The organism is Modicisalibacter luteus DSM 23508 (assembly GCF_000378505.1).
Lineage (GTDB): Bacteria > Pseudomonadota > Gammaproteobacteria > Pseudomonadales > Halomonadaceae > Modicisalibacter > Modicisalibacter luteus.
The window spans coordinates 238,725-254,534 of record NZ_KB899990.1 but is presented as its reverse complement, the minus strand read 5'-3'; the positions used below and the strand labels follow the sequence as shown (position 1 = coordinate 254,534).

Sequence of the window (15,810 nt, the reverse complement as noted above, 5' to 3'; positions counted from 1 at the left end):
TTCCATGTGTAGCATGTGTCTGCGCCAACCGGAAGCCGTCGTCCCGGCTGGCAAAGGTCCAGTCTACTGGGTCAAGCGGCTCAGGGCATAATTGGCTATTGCCGTATCCTGCACTCCGGTCCCGGTCAGGTCACAGACCGTGATGCTGGACGGCGAAACGCGCAGACGCTGCTTGTCGGCGATGACACGGCCCAGTTCGTAGATCTTGAAGGGTGGCTCGCCGCCTGCATACGCCTTGAGCTCGCCATTGTGCTCACTCTGGGCGCGTGTATCGCAGACGAAGGCATCGGCCCGGGTCATGGCGGATTCGTCGAGCTCGCGCTTTTCTGGGCTGTCCGAGCCCATCGCCGTGACATGTACGCCTTCCGGCAGATCCTGGGCAGTCAGGAGCGCTTCACGGGACGGCGTGGTGGTAACCACGATGTCCGCCTCGGCACAGGCGGCCTTGACGCTATCGTGCACGTTGACCGTCAAGCCCTGTGCCCGAAGGCGTTCCGCATAGGCTTCGGCCTGTTCGTGCCTGCGCGCCCAGACATCCAGGGTGTCTATGTCCCGGACCAGTTGCAGTGCCCGTACCTGCAGCTCGGCCTGCTCGCCAGCACCGAGTACGGCAACACGGCGGCTGTCATCGCGGGATAGATGCTTGGCAGCGATGGCCCCAGCCAGGGCGGTGCGCACCGCAGTCAGGTAGCCCTCATCGAACAGCACGGCATCGACCAGGCCTGTCTTGGCCGAGAACACCATCATCAGGCCATTGAGACTCGGTAGCCCGAGCTTGGGATTATCGAAGAAACCGGGACTGACCTTGATGGCGAAGCGCTCGAAGCCCCGAATGTGCGCTGTCTTGACGTCGACCTCGCCGTTGGACTCTTCGATGGCCATCGAAAGGATGGGTGGTTGAACTACCTCTCCGCGCCCCAGTGCCGCAAAGCCGGCTTCTACCGTGGCCAGGGCATCGTGGTCGATCTTGACCACCGCCTCTATGGCGTCGCGCTGATAAAGCTGCATGGCACTCTCCATGATCGTTTTCTTCGTGAATAAGCGATGAGATGTTCACCGTCCTGCGAGCGACCGGGCCCTGTCAAACGTGGCAAGGTCGACACCATTACCGGATACGATCAGGGCCACCTTCTGGCCGCGGATGTCCAGGCCGTGCTCGTCGATAGCCGCCAGACCGACGGCGGCCGCACCTTCGACCAGAATCTTCTCATGTTGGAGTAGATCGACCATGGCCCGGGCGATGGCACCTTCCGAGACCTGAACGTGATCGTCCATGACCTCACGCACCAAGGCGAACGTACAGACGTTATCGAGCCCGATACCGCCGCCCAGCGAATCGCCCAGGCTCGCGACTTCCTCTACATCCACCGGCTGGCCGGCCTGGAGGCTCTCCCACATCGCCGCCCCCTGCGACAGGCTCACGCCGGTAACCTGCACGCCCCGGCGAATGCCCTTGACGGCGGCGCCTATGCCGCCAAGCAGCCCCCCTCCCGACAAGCCGACAATGACTCGGTCCAGGGCGGGCTGATCCTCGAGCAGCTCTACCCCGATGGTACCCTGCCCGCTGGCGATCAGTGGATCATCGAAGGGCGGGACCAGTGTCATGCCCTGTTCATTGACGAGTCGCGCCACCTCCTGAAAAGCCTCATCCTGGCTACGCCCGACGCGGCGCACCTCGGCGCCCAGCGCCTCGATGGCATGTGCCTTGTTGGCTGGCACCAGCTCCGATAGGCAGACGACCGCCGGCACTCCCAGGCGGGCTGCCGCAAAGGCTACTGCGCGCCCATGATTGCCAGTGGATGCGGTAGTTACCCCACGCTGCAGGGCCTCGAGGCCATCGCGGTCCATCAATGCCGCGATCATGTTTGTCGCGCCGCGCAGCTTGAACGCCCCGCTGGGTTGCTGGTTCTCGAGCTTGAGGTAGACCTCGGCATCGAAACGCTCGGACAACGTCAACGACCGTACCAGCGGCGTTCGCGCCACTTGCCCCTGGATGCGCGCGCGTGCCTCGTAGATCGATGCCAGGGTCACTCCATGGCTGGGTGGGTTCATGGCTCCTCCGGAAACTGGTCGGCTCAACACAAACAGTAGCGCCGCAAAAGATTGCGGCGCCAAGGGTCGGGCTCAGGTTTTAAACATCAACGCTGGCTAGACGCTCAAACCTTGAAATCGCCCGATTTCGTTAATTCATCGGTTACCTTGTCCACCGCTCGCTTGGCCCGCGCCACGATGTCGTCTACTTCGTCGCGGCTGACCACCAGCGGCGGTGCAAAACCGAGGATGTCGCCATGTGGCATGGCCCGAGCGATCAGGTCCTGCTCCAACGCGGCAGCGCTAATGCGCGGCCCCACCTTTAATGCCGGGTCGAAGTGCTCGCGCTTGAGCTTGTTGGGCGAGAACTCCAACGAGGCCAGCAGCCCGACGCCGCGCACATCGCCAACCAGCGGATGTTCCGCAAAGGTCGCCTGCATCCGTTGCTGAAGATAGGCCCCGGTTTCGGCGGCATTCCGGGTCAGCCCCTCGCGCTCGATGATCGCCAGGTTGGCCAGTGCAGCGGCAGCGCCCAATGGATGACCGGAGTAGGTCCAACCGTGGCCGATCGGACCGTATTCACCGGTGCCCTGCTCAAGCACCTGCCACACCTTGTCGCCGACAATAACCCCGGACAGCGGCTGGTAGGCACTGGTCAGGCCCTTGGCCACGGTGATCAGATCAGGCTTCATGCCGTAGAAATGCGACCCGAAATCGGTACCGATACGTCCGAAGCCGCAGACCACCTCATCGGCGATGAGCAGCACGTCGTACTTGGCCAGCACCTGCTGGATCGCCTCCCAATAGCCTTCCGGCGGGGGCACGATCCCCCCGGTCCCGAGTACCGGCTCACCGATGAAAGCAGCCACGGTGTCCGGCCCTTCGGCGAGAATCATCTCCTCGAGCTTGAGCGCGCAGTGCTGTGCGAATTCACGTTCGCTCATGTTGGCCTGGGCATCGCTGCGCCGGTAGTAATACGGTGCCTCGGTGTGCCGGATGGTCTCGATAGGCAGATCGAAATGGTCGTGGAACGCCGCCAGACCGGTCAATGAACCAGAGGCGATGCCGGAGCCGTGATAACCGCGATTGCGCGAAATGACCTTCTTCTTGTGCGGCCGGCCCAGCACGTTGTTGTAATAGCGCACGATCTTCAACTGGGTCTCGTTGGCATCGGACCCCGACATGCCGTAGTAGACCTTGGACATTCCCATGCCGGCAAGCCCGATGATCTTCTCGGAGAGTTCGATCAACGGTTCGTTGGTGGAGCCTACATAGGTATGGTAATAGGACAGCTCCAGCGCCTGCTTGTAGATCGCCTCAGCCATCTCGGTGCGCCCATAGCCGATGTTCACGCAGTACAACCCGGCAAAGCCATCGATGAACTCGCGGCCCTCCTTGTCGACGATACGAATACCCTTACCACCGCTGATCACGCGGCCCGGGGCATCGCCGTGGGCAAAGTCGCGCAGGTGGGTAGACGCGTGAAAAGTAACCTTGCGGTCGCGATCGATCAGATCCTGATGGGCGCTCACAGCAGCCTCCTTAGTGAATATTATTAATTCGTTATTACAACTGAAACTGAGCGAGCAATGGCCAGGCCGGGACACGCTGTCTAGGCGAGTCACTGACGGAAAAGCGGAGTGGACTGAAGTCCCTGAGCATTTCAAGCCAGTGGCTCAACAACGCCTGGCCGAGCGCAGCCAGTGTCAATCAGCTTCCCGATACGGAGCCCAGGCCACCCAGGCAGTAATACTTCGTGTCGAGGAATTCCTCGATCCCCGCGGTGCCGCCTTCACGTCCCAGCCCGGACTGCTTCACGCCACCGAACGGAATGGGTGGGCCGGTCATCTTCACGGTATTGATCGACACCATGCCGTTCTGCAGGGCACGCAGCATCGTCCAGATGCGACGGATATCGTGAGTGAAGACATAGGCGGCCAGCCCATATTCGGTATCGTTGGCCATCTCGATGGCCTCTTCATCGGTCGAGTAACGCGTAACCCCGGCGACCGGCGCGAAGTTTTCCTCGCGCCAGATCTTCATTTCGGACGTGACGTCCGTAATCAGCGTCGGCATGAAGAAGTTGGGGCCCGGCGCCATGGACTGGTCGCCATGCACCAGAGTTGCCCCCCGCGACAGGGCATCATCGACAATGCTCGCCGCCTTTTCCACGGCGCGCCGGTGAATCAGCGGGCCGATATCGATCTCGCTGACCAAGCCATTGCCGACCTTGAGGGCCTTCATGCGCTCGGCAAAATACTCGACGAATTCATCGTGGACGTCTTCGTGCACCAGGATACGGTTGGCGGCCAGGCAATCCTGTCCTGCGGTCTGGAACTTGGCGGCCACGGCGGCGAAGGCGGCTTCCTTGGGATTGACGTCTGGGCCGACGATGAACGGTGCGTTGCCACCCAACTCAAGCGAGACCCGCTTGACGGTGCTGGCGGACTGCTCGAGCAACAGGCGCCCTACCGGGGTAGAACCGGTGAACGACAAGGCCTTGACGCGGTCCTCATGGCACAACACGTCGGAAACCTGTGCCGCATCGCCCAGCACCACATTGAATACGCCAGCGGGAATTCCCGCACGCTCGGCCAGCTCGGCCAGCGCCAGCGCAGAGAACGGGGTCTCGCTGGCCGGCTTGACGACCACGGTACAGCCGGCGGCCATCGCCGCGGCGGCCTTACGGGTGATCATTGCCAGCGGAAAGTTCCAAGGCGTGATCAGCGCAGCGACGCCGACCGGCTCCTTGATGGTGCCCAACGCCGCATTGGGGATGTGGCTGGGAATGGTCTGCCCAAAGGTGCGCTTGCCTTCTTCGGCAAACCAACGCACGAAACTGGCACCATACTCGACCTCGCCCCGTGCGTCCGGCAACGGCTTGCCCTGCTCCAGGGTCATGATGATGGCCAAGTCCTCGCGGTTGGCCTGTAGCAGGTCATACCAGGCGAGCAGCCGTTCGCAACGCTCGTCGGCCCGCAATGCACGCCACTGTACGAATGCCTGATCGGCAGCTTCCACCGCGGCACGGATCTGATGCGACTCGAGCAGCGGAATGTGGCCCAGCGTTTCTTCGGTCGCCGGATCGATCACGGCCTCTTCGCGACCGCCGTCACCATGGGTCCACTTGCCGTCGATGTAGGCATACTGGCGAAATAGACGCGGATCGTTGAGCTTCATGCTGCACCTCCCTGAAACACAGACACCGTTATCGGCTTGTCTTGATGTTCAGGGTACGCGCTCTACGCAACGGAGACTTTTTGTCCCCTCAGGGCGGAAGCCCGGTTTTTTTTGGAGTTGGGCACTGGCGATGAAGAATTTTCTGTGGGCCTGGCCTCATGAGGGGTGGCACCGCCGAGTGCCTCAGTCAGGCGCCTGGCCGCTCAGCAACTCGAGTCGGCTGCCTCGGTGACAGCAGATCAAGTTGAGGTCGCAGGCACGGGCAACCTCAACCGCCATCGCTGACGGGGAAGACAGGGTTGCCAGGGTGGTAATTCCCGCACGCACGGTTTTCTGGACCAATTCCAGGCTACAACGACTGGAAAGCAGTACCGCTCGGGGCCATTCTCCACTGCGCAGGCTGTCGCCGATGACACGATCGAGGGCATTGTGACGCCCGATGTCCACGCCTACCGACATTACCTCTCCGGAATCGTCCAACCCCAGCGCGCAATGCTGGCCACGGCGGGAATGATCCTTTAGCAGTGCCAGACCACGCTGCAATGCGACAGGAGATAACGGTGGTACGGTCCGCAGCCGCACCAGACCCGCCATGATCTGAGCCTCTTCCGCTGCGCCACACGCACCACAACTCGAGACTGAAGCCTCACGCGGAGCATGCTCGGCGGCCTGGGCAGCCAAGCGTGGGGGGACTGTCATGCGAATGGCCAAGCCGTGCCGCAGACGCGAACGCTCCAGCCGCTCGATCTGCTCGTATCGCTCGATCCACCCCGCCGTATAGGCATGGCCGATGGCCAACGCCTCAAGAGATTCGGGTGTGGCCAACAGGGTAGCCATGGCCGTGTCATTGAGGATCAGCGTGATCGGCAGCTCGCTGGGACCTTCGAATTCACGCAGCGGGCGCTGACGTTGGTCTTCATAACAGAGCCGAGCGGCCTCCTCATCGGAAGCAGCTGACTCGATAATGGGAGGAGAGGAACCAAGAGACATGACAGATCCATTGACGCGGTCTTCGTATCAGCTTACGGCCGAAAGTGCGGAGGCGCCAACCCGGAATAGACGCGACACGGCATTCACTCCGCATCGAACCCCAGCGGCGGCGACTGCTGTTTAACGGTCTTTGTCACGATGTAGGTGAAATAACGCTCGATACCGAGATCGGAGATCAACCAGTCGTCGATCAGGCGCTGGTAGGCGTCAATAGACTCGGCCTCGACCTTGACCAGGTAATCGACGCCCCCACCCACCGCCACACATTCGGTGACCTCGGGCGTGTCACGTACGGCCTGCTCGAATCGCGAAAAACTCTCGGCATTGTGCTGCTTGAGCTCGATCTGCATCCATACCGGGGTCAGCTTAAGCAGCACGCGCGAATTGATGCGTGCCGTATAGCCTTCGATGATGCCGGCCTTCTCCAGACGCCGCACACGTTCCCAGCACGGACTGACCGAGAGATTGATCGCCTCGGCCAGACGCGACTTGGTGATCCGGCCGTCCTTGGCCAGAATTTCCAATATTCTGAAATCGTAGCGGTCAAGCTTCATGGATTTCAGTCCAGCGAGTCGACGACTTCGGCAATCACTGCAATGGTATCGCCCATGTTGACCTGAGACGGGAAACGTCGGGCCACCAGTACACCGCTACGCTGGGCATGGTATTCCACAGGCATCGCACCGGTGCGGGTCATGTCGTAGACACGCGCGATCACGTCGCCCTTGGCGACCATCTCACCGAGCGTCACACTCAGTTCGAGCAGGCCGGTGTGCTCACTCTGCACATAGCAGGAGGCATCGGGCATATCGACATAGACCTGGGGCTGACCGGGACCTTCCAGTTCGCCATCGATCAACCCGTAGTGGATCAGGAAATTGCGTACACCACGCTCGGCGATCTCCATCCGTTCGGGTGTGGTGGTACCGCCACCGCCCAGTTCGGTGGCCACGAAGATCTTGCCCTGGCTTTCCACGGCAGTATCGAACAGCCGCGCGGCATCGAGTTCGAACATCATCATTGCAGTGGGTGCGCCGAACGCTTTGGCGCCTTCCAGCGCCTGGCGCTGCTGATCCTTGTTGTCGAGCAGGTGCGAGGCCGCGAACGGTATGATGTCCAGCGTCCGCCCCCCAGAGTGCAGATCGAGAACCACATCAACCAACGGCACCAGATAGCGTGTGAAGTAATCGGCGATCTGCTCGGTAACGGTACCGTTGGGATCGCCGGGAAAACTGCGGTTGAGGTTGCCGCCATCCATTGGTGACGTCCGCCGACCCACCTGGGCTGCCGGCACGTTCATCATCGGCACGATGATCACGCGACCATGCACATCTTCTGCCTTGAGGGTATTGGCCAGTTTGAGAAGCGCGGTGATTCCCTCGTATTCGTCGCCATGATTGCCCCCGGTGAGTAGCGCGCTGGGGCCTTCGCCATTCTTGACAACGGTGATCGGGATCATCACCGCGCCCCAGGCGGACTCATCGTTGGAAATCGGCAATTTGAGGAAGCCGTGCTGCACGCCATCGGCTTCGAAATCGACGGTGGCGGAAATTGGGCTGGGTCGCTTGCTCATGGTGCGGCTCCTGTCGTTCGGCAAACAGCCGACTCATTTGACGAATAGCTGACGCGGAAAGTTGGTCAATGTCTCGGCACCGGTATCGGTGATCAGGATGCTTTCGGTGATCTCGAGTCCCCAATCGTCCATCCACATGCCCGGCATGAAATGAAAGGTCATGCCCGGCTCGAGAATCGTCTCGTCGGAGGGACGCAGGCTCATGGTGCGCTCGCCCCAGTCCGGCGGGTAACTGATACCAATGGGATAGCCGCAACGCGCCCCACCCCGGTCGAAGCCGTATTTATCCATCGCCGCACCGAGTGCCATGGCGATGTCTGCACAGCGGTTGCCGGGCTTGGCCACGGCCAGGCCGTTCTCGATCCCCTCGAGCAGGGCTGACTCGCCACGGACGAATTCCTTGGGCGGGCGCCCCAGGAATACGGTACGCGACAGGGGGGCGTGATAGCGCTTGAAGCAGCCGGCGATCTCGAAGAAGGTCCCCTCACCTTCACGAAATGGCGTGTCATCCCAGGTCAGATGCGGCGCAGCAGCATCGGAGCCGGTCGGCAGCAACGGCACGATCGCAGGGTAGTCGCCGCCCAGAGGAACCCCCGCCTCGTCGGTGCAGCCCTCGATTCCCACACGGTAGATTTCCGACACCAGGCGGCTCTTGGGCAGACCGGGTTCGATCATCTCGAGAATTCGCGAATGCATGCCCTCGACGATACGCGCAGCAACCCGCATATAGGCGATTTCCTGGGGCGACTTGATCGCCCGGCACCAATTGACCAGCGCGTTGGCGTCCTGGAAGCGGGCGTGCGGCAGTTCCCTGACCAGGCTCTGATAGGCCTTGGCGGAAAAATAGTAGTTGTCCATTTCAAGGCCCACGACCCCAGTATGCCAACCGCGATCGGGCATGATCGACTGAGCCAGATACTCCATGGGGTGCATGTCCGGATTCTGGACATAATAGTCGGGGTAGTAGGTAATGTTATCGGGGTCGATCCAGCAGGTGCGCAGGGCACCGTTACTGTCCTGGCGCCGTCCATACCATACCGGCTCCCCTTCCAGACCCAGCAGTACGCATTGGTGAACGTAGAAGGACCAACCATCATAGCCGGTCAGCCAAGCCATGTTGGACGGGTCGCTGACAACCAGTACGTCGATGCCCCGACTGGCCATCGCCGTGCGTACCTTCATCAGGCGCTGGGCATATTCTTCACGCGTGAACGGCAGGGAAACCTTGATCATTCGGCCTCGCCCCAGAATGAAAATCGCAAAAACCGACCGCTCGCACGCCTGCGAGGGAAGTCGGACCGCTATTTTGGAAACCTGATGGTTAATGAACACTAACATTGTCATGATCATGAAAGATTGAAACCATGACAATTGCCTGCCAATGTCCTGATGCTGATACTAGCACCAACGCAGAGTCGGCCGTCAAAGGCTTTATTGAATCATGACAATTGACCTCACGCCCTACCTTTCACCGCAGGGCCCCAAGTACTTGGCCATTGCGCGTGCCTTATCCGAGGCGATCCGCCAGGGCGAGCTGACGCCGGGGACACGCCTTCCTCCACACCGACAGCTGGCCGAGGCGCTGGGCGTCAGCGTGCAGACGGTATCGCGGGCCTATGCCCAAGCCGAAAAGATGGGGCTGGTCCAGGCCCGGGTGGGTAGTGGAACGTGGATCAATATCCTCGATGACGCTCGAGAATCCGAATACTTGCGTGGCGGAGAGCCACGCCCGGAGGCGCCGCTGGTCGACCTGTCCATCGCCCACCCGGTGTGCCTGCCTACCCACCACCTGCGCTTTCGCGAGGCCTTGGCCGAACTCGCCGACCATGCATCGCCTGATGTAATCGCCGCCTGTCGCCCCATCGCCGGGTTGCCCTATCAGCGTGAGCGCGCCAACGTCTGGCTGCAAGACACTCTGGGTGTTCCCGGCGATGCTGAGACCCGCATTCTGTGCAACGGCGCCGCCCATGGCCTGATGCTAGCAATCGCCACCGTGGTCCAGCATGGCGATGTGGTGCTGACCGAAGCATTGACCGATCATGGCCTGATCGCCCTGTCGCGTACGCTGGGCTTTCAATTACGCGGCGTGACCATTGATGCCGAAGGCGTTGTCCCCGAGGCGCTGGACGCTGCTTGCCGGCGCTTCCAGCCACGGGCCGTGTGCCTGACGCCGACCCAGCTCAACCCCACCGGGGCGACCATGAGCCAGGCCCGGCGCGATGCCGTGGCGGCAGTCATCGCCCGGCATGGCGTATGGCTGATCGAGGATGACGTTCAGGCCCTGCTCGAGCCCCCCGGCCTGACGCCGCTGACTGCCCGGCTGCCACGCCAGAGCTTTCACGTCACCAGCCTGACCAAGGTGACCGTCCCGGGCCTGCGAGCCGGTTACCTGAGCGTACCGCATAGTCAGTTACACCATACCTTGCCTCGTTTGCGAGCTACCAGCTGGATGGCGACGCCGCTGGTCTTCGAACTCGCCAACCTATGGCTGAGCGATGGCACCGTAAACGCCATGGCCAGCGAACAGCGCCAACTGCTCGCCGAGCGCCAGCAGCTGGCGGCCCACTGCCTGCACGGCCACGAGTTCAGCGCGCGCGACTCCAGCCTGCATGTCTGGCTAGCGCTGCCCTCGGCCTGGCGTGCCGAAGAACTCCAACAACAGGCCGAACGTGAAGGCTTGTCGATCACCACGGCCCAGCCGTTCATGGTCGATCAATCACCGCCACCACGCCGAGTCCGCCTCAGCCTAGGGGCAGAGGCGGAAATGGCTCGATTAAGGTGGGGTCTGGAAACCCTGGCGCGCTTGCTGAACGAGGCGCCGCCCCCCATGCTGCAGATCGTTTACTGATTCTAAAGTCGTTAGGAGAAGAGAGATGCGCGTACTGGTCCACATCGACGAGGCCGAGACCTGGCGCGAGGCCTTGGCACAACGTTTGCCCGACGCCGAGATCGTCACCAGCAGCGACGACAGCGGTACCCCTGTGGATTATCTGGCAGTCTGGAAGCCGCCGGAATCCTTGCTGGAGAACCATCCCCACCTGAAGGGCATCGTTAACTTGGGGGCCGGAGTCGATGCGCTGCTCAACAACCCCGGCCTGCCCCGCGATGTGCCGATCGTCAAACTGCGTGATGCCGGCATGGGGCCCCTAATGGCCGACTATGTCCGCTATGGCGTGCTGCATTTCCAGCGCGATTTCGACCGCTATCGAATCCAGCAAACCGATGCGCAGTGGCGCGAACGCCCGCTGACCGACAAGGCTGACTGGCCGGTAGGCATTCTGGGTCTGGGGGCGATTGGCGCCCATGTAGCCTGTACACTGGCCGATGACGGATTTCCCGTGCATGGCTGGAGTCGCTCGCCCAAGGCCCTTGATGGCGTGACCTGCCACCATGGTGACGATGGCCTGGCGTCGCTGCTTGGCGCAGTCAATACACTGGTCACTTTGTTACCGGACACACCCAGTACGCGCCATATCATCAATGCTGACACCTTGGCGCAACTGCCCGCTGGCGCCAGTCTGGTCAATCCCGGGCGCGGCACGTTGGTCGATGAAGCTGCCCTGCTCGAGGCGCTGGGCGACGGGCCCGAGGAAGGCCGGCTGCGTGGAGCCCTGCTGGATGCCTTTCCCGAAGAACCCCTGCCAGCCAACAGTCCGCTCTGGTCACATCCTCGCGTACTGATCACGCCGCATATGGCAGCACCAACGCCTGTGCGCGACGCTGCCGATCAGGTCGCCGAGCTGATCCGCGCCATGGAGAACGGCGACCCCGTCGAGACCATCGACCCACAGGCCGGCTACTGAAGCCATAGTCGGTGAGACAGGAATCCGATAGCCGATCCCCGGGGGTCGGCTTTGTCTTGACGCCGCAAACGTGCTATTTCCCCCGCCAGTCCTCCCATCCACAGACCTGTACCCGAGCGTTTCATGCCGATACTGCACAGCATCGTTCACCTCATCGACAAGCAACCCGACGGCCAGCCAGCGACTCTGCATGGCCGGGACAGTGAATTGGCCGTTACGCCGGCGCTGGAAGACCTGCTGGAGTCGCTGAACGACAGCTATAACGGCAAGCCCAAGAGCTGGGGCTTTTTCAATGCCGATGCCGAGACCTACCCGTTCAGCGTGTGGCTTGCCCACTACCTGGATGGCGAGAAGGACTTCGTTGCCTTCAGCCGTCAGGCCGCGGAGCATTTGAAAACGTTGATGGAAGGCAACAACCTTTCGGTGGGTGGTCATGTCCTCTTCGTTCACTATCGCCACGGCGAGAGCGACTACCTGGCCATTGCCCTGCTCCACCATAGCGAGGGCGTCAGTGTCACCGAGTCCCTGGATGTCGCCCCGGCGCGCCAGTTGGATATGGGACAACTTCACCTGGCGGCACGTATCGATCTGTCCGACTGGCGGCGCGAGGATCCTTCACGACAGTATATTTCGTTCATCAAGGGCAAGGGCGGTAAACGCATCGCCGACTATTTCCGGGATTTCATCGGCCACGAGGAGGGTATCGACGCCTCCGGCGAGACGCGCACGCTACTCAAGGCTTTTAGCGACTATGTCGAGAGCGAGGACTTTGCCGAGGAGCAAGCCCGCGAGAAGACCGAAACATTGATCGACTATGCCAGCAATCAGGCGCGAAGCGGTCAGCCGATCACGCTGGACGAACTTTCCGAGCTGGTCGACGAGAGCCAGCCCAAGGCGTTCTACGACTACATTCGCAACAAGGATTACGGCTTGTCATCGGAAATTCCGCCCGACAAGCGCACCCTCCATCAGTTCCGCCGTTTTGCCGGGCGTGCCGGCGGGCTTTCGGTAAGCTTCGATACCCACCTGCTCGGCTCGCAGGTCGAGTACGATGAGGAAAACGACAAACTAACCATTCATAAGGTTCCGCCCGCACTACGCGATCAGATCAAACGTCGCAAAGAGTAGTGTACGTAACGCCATATCTGAACGGATAGGCGTTGCGCTCGTTAACAACAGCAACGGGCGCGCCTAGCGCCCAGCATAGTCACGTCGCCAAGTGTCGCTTCATAGAGAACGCCAAGCTTCACGTGTCTCCATGAGCATACACAGCAAGCTTTTGATTTGTATTAACTTTTACGAAAACGGTGTTTTACTGTCGCAAAATAGGAACATAACGGACACCTGGTCGCAGCCATTTGAGAGGCCATGGTAAAGCCGGCCAACCAACACCAACCACAAGGCACTGAAATAAAAGGGTTTATAAAAAACTGGCACCTAATTCGCTATATACTAGGACAGACAGGCAATCAACTTTCCCTTTTGTTGCCTGGGGCTTTGGCCCAGCAGTACCCTTCAGTTCCCTGCGTACCTTGGACCGCTCTGCGGTCCAATTTTTTATGCGCGTTATTCAGCGTTTTCTTCGCTCCCTCGCTTTTACCCACGCCTCTATTTCCGGCTCTCACTTCGTATCATCGTGCGTGCTTGCAAAAAATGACCCGAGCTCGCCGACCCGGGCCATATGCTGCCTTGTTTCAAGAGCAAACGCTTTATGACAGCAAAGCGTGAAACTGTCTGAGCCATTCCGGATGGGCCGGCCAAGCCGGCGCGGTAACCAGCTTGCCGCAGGTCACCGCCTGGGTTACCTCGAGATCGACGAAGCTGGCCCCCGCCAGACGTACCTCGGGAGCACATGCGGGATAGGCCGAGACACGCCGCCCTTCGAGCGACACCGCAGCGGCTAGCAGTTGCGCGCCATGGCAAATCGCCGCGACCGGCTTGTCGCTGGTCATGAAATGGCGCACGACCTCCAGTACTCGCTCATCAAGGCGCAGATACTCCGGCGCCCGTCCGCCCGGCACGACCAGCGCATCGTAAGCGCCAGGATCGATGTCGGCGAAAGTGGCGTTGAGCGCAAAGTTATGCCCCGGTTTTTCACTGTAGGTCTGGTCACCTTCAAAGTCATGAATGGCCGTCCTGACGCTCTCCCCCTCGCGCTTGTCAGGACAGATGGCATGCAACTCATGCCCCATGGCTTGCAGGGCCTGGAACGGCACCATGATCTCGTAATCTTCGACGAAGTCGCCGGCTAGCAGCAGTAGCTTGGCCATGACAGAAATCTCCAGGTGGGAAGGTAAGCGGTAAGCGAAACGGCTCGCACATGCAGCGTAGTGGGTTGCCAATGTACGCGCACGGAACGTTCTCAACGCACCGGCGTCCTACTCAGGGCATCTCGATACCCCCTGTTAGCTTCTGCCAGGAGTGACTAGTCATGGCCCGCCCGCAATGCCGATTCTTATTGGCTCAAGACCTGTTTCGAACCATCGGCCCATGGCTGCTATTGATGGCATGCTTGACACTGTCGAGCCTGGCCCATGCCAGCCCGACACCGTTCCAGGCCAGTTATGCGCTGCGCATCGACGGCTGGCCGGAAGCCACCATCAGCCATACGCTCTCGAAGCACGGGGCAACCTGGGAAAGCGAGATGCAGGTGGCCATCGCTATCGCTGAAGGCAGCGAACGAAGCCGCTTTCGTGTGCAGGAGAAGACGATCGACCCCCTGCAGTTCGTCAGTGGTTACCGAATGCTGGGGCTTGGCAAACGTTACAGCCTGTCGGCCGAGGACATGCGCGCCCTTCCCGATCGTCAGGCTGCTCTCTTCGAGCTGTCCCGCCAGGTGCGTTCGGCGCGATGCACGCATCCTCAAGTATCGCCATGCACGATTCGTTATCTCGATCACAAGGGCGATGAAGAAACACTCGACTATCGAATCGTGGCACATCCCGACGTCACGCTACCCGTCGGTGCCTTCCCCGGCATACGCATCGACGCCTGGGACCCCAGGAAGCGTGACCGGCACCTGATCATGACATTTCATGCCGACATCCCTGGCCTGTTGCTAGGCATGGAGTACCAGCGTGACGGTGAAACTACAAGCCGGCTCACTCTGACCAGGCTGGCCCTTACTGCAGACGATTAGTCCTCATGATGGGGCATCAACAGAACTTTCTGACAGTTGCACCCAGCGGACGCTAAAGTAACGCTCTTTTCCTTCAAGGAGCGAGGATGTTCTCCGGTCTGCTACTGATTCTGCTGCCCCTGGTACTGGGCTACCTGGTTCCGATACACGACAAGCGCCTGCAGACGGTCATCAATCGTGGCGTCAATCTTTCGGTGTACGCCATCCTCGGCCTGATGGGTGTCAGCCTGACCGGCCTGGACAATCTTGGCGAAGAACTGGCGCGCATGGGTGGCCAGGCCGCGTTGCTGTTTCTGGTCATTACCCCGGTCAACGTGGTGGCGCTGCTATGGCTGTCGCGCCGCAGCCGCTTGCATGTCGGCCAGTCGAGAGTGGTCGCCAACGCCCCGACCAGCAAGCTGGCTGCCCTGCAGGGCTCATTGCAACTGGCTGGCGTCGTGGCGCTGGGCGTGTTGCTCGGCGTAATGCTTTTCAGGCTTGGCCTGGGTGCGGCGCCGACCTACGCCGAACGACTCGCCGAATGGGTGCTCTATGCCTTGCTCGCGTTGATTGGCTGCCAACTGCGCAACTCGGGCATGCCACTCAAGCAGATATTGCTCAATCGTCATGGCCTGGCCATCGCTTCGACGGTCGCGGTGAGTTCGCTGTTTGCCGGCCTTCTCGCCGCCCCGCTACTCGGCCTGCGCTGGAACGAAGGTTTGGCCATGGCGGCCGGCTTCGGCTGGTATTCGCTATCGGGCATTCTGATCGGCGATCAGCTCGGTCCGGTACTCGGCGGTGTGGCATTCTTCAACGACCTGGCTCGCGAGTTGCTGGCCTTTCTACTAATCCCTTTGGTCATCCATCGTGCCACCCCGCTGGCCATCGGCTATGGCGGTGCAACCTCAATGGATTTCACACTGCCGGTCATCCAACAGCATGGCGGAGTCGCCTGCGTGCCCATTGCCGTGGTCAGTGGCTTCATTCTCTCGTTACTGTCGCCGCCGCTGATCCTTTTGCTGCTGACGCTCTAACCTTGCTTTCTACGCAACACTGCCGGCATGTCGACAGCGCGGCCGCCCATCATAGATTGCACGTTTCTTGCACATTTCATG

14 protein-coding genes are annotated in these 15,810 nt (G+C 60.9%); 5 read left to right on the top strand and 9 right to left on the bottom strand.

Annotated features, from left to right (window positions below):
- Positions 1 to 63: 63 nt before the first annotated feature.
- From F568_RS0103855 to doeA, 8 genes are all read right to left on the bottom strand, one after another.
- A complete protein-coding gene (locus tag F568_RS0103855) occupies positions 64 to 1,008 on the bottom strand; it encodes a cyclodeaminase (protein WP_019017388.1) in 945 nt (314 codons plus the stop codon).
- A 45-nt stretch (positions 1,009 to 1,053) separates the two neighbouring features.
- Positions 1,054 to 2,052, bottom strand: coding sequence for a hydroxyectoine utilization dehydratase EutB (eutB, locus tag F568_RS0103850; protein ID WP_019017387.1), 999 nt, complete (start codon positions 2,050 to 2,052; stop codon positions 1,054 to 1,056).
- A gap of 104 nt (positions 2,053 to 2,156) precedes the next feature.
- Complete coding sequence (locus tag F568_RS0103845; protein ID WP_019017386.1) at positions 2,157 to 3,563, bottom strand: aminotransferase; 1,407 nt, start codon at positions 3,561 to 3,563, stop codon at positions 2,157 to 2,159.
- A 178-nt stretch (positions 3,564 to 3,741) separates the two neighbouring features.
- Positions 3,742 to 5,211, bottom strand: coding sequence for an NAD-dependent succinate-semialdehyde dehydrogenase (locus F568_RS0103840; RefSeq protein ID WP_019017385.1), 1,470 nt, complete (start codon positions 5,209 to 5,211; stop codon positions 3,742 to 3,744).
- A 183-nt stretch (positions 5,212 to 5,394) separates the two neighbouring features.
- Positions 5,395 to 6,201: a formate dehydrogenase accessory sulfurtransferase FdhD gene (locus F568_RS0103835; protein ID WP_019017384.1), complete on the bottom strand. Its 807-nt coding sequence runs from the start codon at positions 6,199 to 6,201 to the stop codon at positions 5,395 to 5,397.
- A gap of 83 nt (positions 6,202 to 6,284) precedes the next feature.
- Complete coding sequence (locus tag F568_RS0103830) at positions 6,285 to 6,755, bottom strand: Lrp/AsnC family transcriptional regulator (RefSeq protein WP_019017383.1); 471 nt, start codon at positions 6,753 to 6,755, stop codon at positions 6,285 to 6,287.
- 5 nt (positions 6,756 to 6,760) lie between these two features.
- Positions 6,761 to 7,774, bottom strand: a complete 1,014-nt coding sequence (gene doeB / locus F568_RS0103825) for a N(2)-acetyl-L-2,4-diaminobutanoate deacetylase DoeB (RefSeq protein ID WP_019017382.1) — start codon at positions 7,772 to 7,774, stop codon at positions 6,761 to 6,763.
- Positions 7,775 to 7,807: 33 nt separating this feature from the next.
- Entirely contained in the window at positions 7,808 to 9,007 is a 1,200-nt protein-coding gene (doeA, locus tag F568_RS0103820) for an ectoine hydrolase DoeA (protein ID WP_019017381.1), read from the bottom strand.
- A gap of 208 nt (positions 9,008 to 9,215) precedes the next feature.
- Here doeA and ehuR point away from each other — a divergent pair, with 208 nt between their 5' ends.
- The 3 genes from ehuR to yejK all read left to right on the top strand — a co-directional run bounded on the left by ehuR (position 9,216) and on the right by yejK (position 12,705).
- Positions 9,216 to 10,622, top strand: coding sequence for a MocR-like ectoine utilization transcription factor EhuR (gene ehuR / locus F568_RS0103815; protein ID WP_019017380.1), 1,407 nt, complete (start codon positions 9,216 to 9,218; stop codon positions 10,620 to 10,622).
- A gap of 25 nt (positions 10,623 to 10,647) precedes the next feature.
- On the top strand, positions 10,648 to 11,577 hold the full coding sequence (locus F568_RS0103810) for a 2-hydroxyacid dehydrogenase (RefSeq protein ID WP_019017379.1): 930 nt from the start codon (positions 10,648 to 10,650) through the stop codon (positions 11,575 to 11,577).
- 123 nt (positions 11,578 to 11,700) lie between these two features.
- A complete protein-coding gene (gene yejK, locus F568_RS0103805) occupies positions 11,701 to 12,705 on the top strand; it encodes a nucleoid-associated protein YejK (protein ID WP_019017378.1) in 1,005 nt (334 codons plus the stop codon).
- 581 nt (positions 12,706 to 13,286) lie between these two features.
- On the opposite strand, the gene F568_RS0103800 is transcribed toward yejK, so the two are convergent.
- Positions 13,287 to 13,847, bottom strand: a complete 561-nt coding sequence (locus tag F568_RS0103800; RefSeq protein ID WP_019017377.1) for a DJ-1/PfpI family protein — start codon at positions 13,845 to 13,847, stop codon at positions 13,287 to 13,289.
- A gap of 161 nt (positions 13,848 to 14,008) precedes the next feature.
- Here F568_RS0103800 and F568_RS22105 point away from each other — a divergent pair, with 161 nt between their 5' ends.
- Positions 14,009 to 14,716: a hypothetical protein gene (locus F568_RS22105; protein ID WP_019017376.1), complete on the top strand. Its 708-nt coding sequence runs from the start codon at positions 14,009 to 14,011 to the stop codon at positions 14,714 to 14,716.
- Between the two features lie 86 nt (positions 14,717 to 14,802).
- The gene (locus F568_RS0103790) at positions 14,803 to 15,729 is read left to right on the top strand and encodes a LysO family transporter (RefSeq protein ID WP_019017375.1); all 927 of its coding nucleotides are present in this window, start codon (positions 14,803 to 14,805) and stop codon (positions 15,727 to 15,729) included.
- Positions 15,730 to 15,810: the final 81 nt, after the last annotated feature.

Excerpts from the sequence above, each read along its gene's own strand:
- ehuR (WP_019017380.1), top strand. The coding sequence starts at position 9,216 with ATGACAATTGACCTCACGCCCTACCTTTCACCGCAGGGCCCCAAGTAC.
- F568_RS0103830 (WP_019017383.1), bottom strand. The coding sequence starts at position 6,755 with ATGAAGCTTGACCGCTACGATTTCAGAATATTGGAAATTCTGGCCAAG.
- F568_RS22105 (WP_019017376.1), top strand. The coding sequence starts at position 14,009 with ATGGCCCGCCCGCAATGCCGATTCTTATTGGCTCAAGACCTGTTTCGA.
- eutB (WP_019017387.1), bottom strand. The coding sequence starts at position 2,052 with ATGAACCCACCCAGCCATGGAGTGACCCTGGCATCGATCTACGAGGCA.
- F568_RS0103800 (WP_019017377.1), bottom strand. The coding sequence starts at position 13,847 with ATGGCCAAGCTACTGCTGCTAGCCGGCGACTTCGTCGAAGATTACGAG.
- F568_RS0103840 (WP_019017385.1), bottom strand. The coding sequence starts at position 5,211 with ATGAAGCTCAACGATCCGCGTCTATTTCGCCAGTATGCCTACATCGAC.
- yejK (WP_019017378.1), top strand. The coding sequence starts at position 11,701 with ATGCCGATACTGCACAGCATCGTTCACCTCATCGACAAGCAACCCGAC.
- F568_RS0103835 (WP_019017384.1), bottom strand. The coding sequence starts at position 6,201 with ATGTCTCTTGGTTCCTCTCCTCCCATTATCGAGTCAGCTGCTTCCGAT.
- doeB (WP_019017382.1), bottom strand. The coding sequence starts at position 7,774 with ATGAGCAAGCGACCCAGCCCAATTTCCGCCACCGTCGATTTCGAAGCC.
- doeA (WP_019017381.1), bottom strand. The coding sequence starts at position 9,007 with ATGATCAAGGTTTCCCTGCCGTTCACGCGTGAAGAATATGCCCAGCGC.
- F568_RS0103790 (WP_019017375.1), top strand. The coding sequence starts at position 14,803 with ATGTTCTCCGGTCTGCTACTGATTCTGCTGCCCCTGGTACTGGGCTAC.
- F568_RS0103855 (WP_019017388.1), bottom strand. The coding sequence starts at position 1,008 with ATGCAGCTTTATCAGCGCGACGCCATAGAGGCGGTGGTCAAGATCGAC.
- F568_RS0103810 (WP_019017379.1), top strand. The coding sequence starts at position 10,648 with ATGCGCGTACTGGTCCACATCGACGAGGCCGAGACCTGGCGCGAGGCC.